This window comes from Delftia sp. ZNC0008 (assembly GCF_000799035.1).
GTDB lineage: Bacteria > Pseudomonadota > Gammaproteobacteria > Burkholderiales > Burkholderiaceae_C > Comamonas > Comamonas tsuruhatensis.
Genome location: NZ_JTKZ01000731.1, coordinates 1 through 1,509 on the forward strand (window position 1 = coordinate 1; position 1,509 = coordinate 1,509).

At 62.2% G+C, this 1,509-nt stretch carries 2 protein-coding genes; one reads left to right on the plus strand and one right to left on the minus strand.

The window, feature by feature from the left end; genetic code table 11:
• Positions 1–770: 770 nt before the first annotated feature.
• Positions 771–1,295 (plus strand): sigma-70 family RNA polymerase sigma factor, encoded by a 525-nt coding sequence (locus tag L995_RS23740; protein WP_047473920.1) that lies wholly within the window; start codon positions 771–773, stop codon positions 1,293–1,295.
• Here the strand turns inward: L995_RS23740 and L995_RS32300 are convergent.
• Positions 1,268–1,509: RHS repeat-associated core domain-containing protein (locus L995_RS32300; protein ID WP_197065183.1), on the minus strand; the 242-nt coding region annotated here is incomplete at its 5' end. The two genes, L995_RS23740 and L995_RS32300, sit on opposite strands and share 28 nt — an antisense overlap.

Below are 1,509 nucleotides of genomic sequence, written 5' to 3' on the forward strand. Positions count from 1 at the left end.
GTTGGTTAGAATACCGGCCTGTCACGCCGGGGGTCGCGGGTTCGAGTCCCGTCCACTCCGCCAGATCCCTTGTGCGAACCCAGCGTTCGCACAGACAAGAAGCCACCGCAAGGTGGCTTTTTTTCGTCTGCAGATGGCGGCAGCAGGCCGCGCTCCGTTCGCTTTTGCTGCATGCGCACACAGCACCTTCGTTGCCCCGCGCTGCGCTTCGGGCATCACCAGTCCGTCATGATCCAGGCCCATCATCCATGGCGGGGGGAAAGCCATGGGGACCGGAATCCATAGGCATCGGCTGCCGATTTTCCAGCGCCGATAGCCGTGTCTCCGTTTGCCTTGGCGGGACGTCTTCCAGACAGGTACGAGATGCCACTCCAGGCCCGGTTTTGCCGCCGGAACTGTTAATGCTTCTCATTTCATTTTCTGGAAAACGTTAAAGGAGCACCACTGCATGCCTTGGTCCCGGTTCAAGTTTCAGCACGTCTGCAAGGCCGCACCGGCCTTGCCGATCCTGTTCCAGGACACATGGGCCCGGCGAGGGCGGCCGCCGCCATGAAGCCGGTATGAGGCCGATCCAAGGGCCCGTATCCCAAGTCACGCCGATGCGCATCGGCGTGCACTGACGCCCTGCGGTCAGCGGTTGTGCCGCCGCTTTCCGCCTGTGCCGAGTCCCGTTCCCGTCTTCTTGCACGGGCGGCGCGCCGGCAGTCCATCGACCTGCGGTCGACATTTCCCCTTGACGTTCTTGCCTAGCTTGCGAGAGGAATTGCATCGTGTCCTTGAATCACACCCATTCTTCGCTGGAAGAGGTCTTCATTGCTTCGCGTGGACAGCTGGTGAGGGTCGCGCGAAGAATTCTCAGGAATCCCGAACTGGCCGACGACGCCGTGCAGGACACCTATCTGCGCGTTGCCGAGATGCGCGGCGATACCGAGATCGCCAGGCCCGCCGCCTACTGGACGCGCGCCGTCTGCAACATGGCGCTGGACTACCTGCGCCGCCAGGAGCGCGAAAACAGCTACCGCACCCACGGCGTGGATGTGGAGACGCTGGAGATACCGGACAGCCGCTCGCCCGAGCGCAGTCTGTTCGAGTCCCAGGCCATCCGCCTGATCGATCAGGCCCTGGACGAGGTGCCGCCCAAGACCCGCGAGACCTTCGAGCTGTACCGCATCAAGGGCCTCACCCAGCGCCAGATCGCCGAGCACATGGAGTGCGCGCTGGGTCTGGTCAATGCCAGGATCGCGGATGCCGGCAAGGCGATCAATGTTCATCGGTCGCTGCTGGACTTGAATTGATGCTCGTTGGTTGGCCTGATATACCTCCCCAACGCCGGGTCGTAATACCGATGCCTGTTGTAGAACAGCCCTGACTCCTCATCCAGATGCTGTCCCTGCATCCGAATAGGTTGGTGGAGGTGGTTGGGGTTGTATTCCCTGATGCAGCTGCCCCAGGGATCGAGTTCGATATGCCAGTCGATCTTTCCCAGCGGGTCGATCAGGGCCAGGGGCG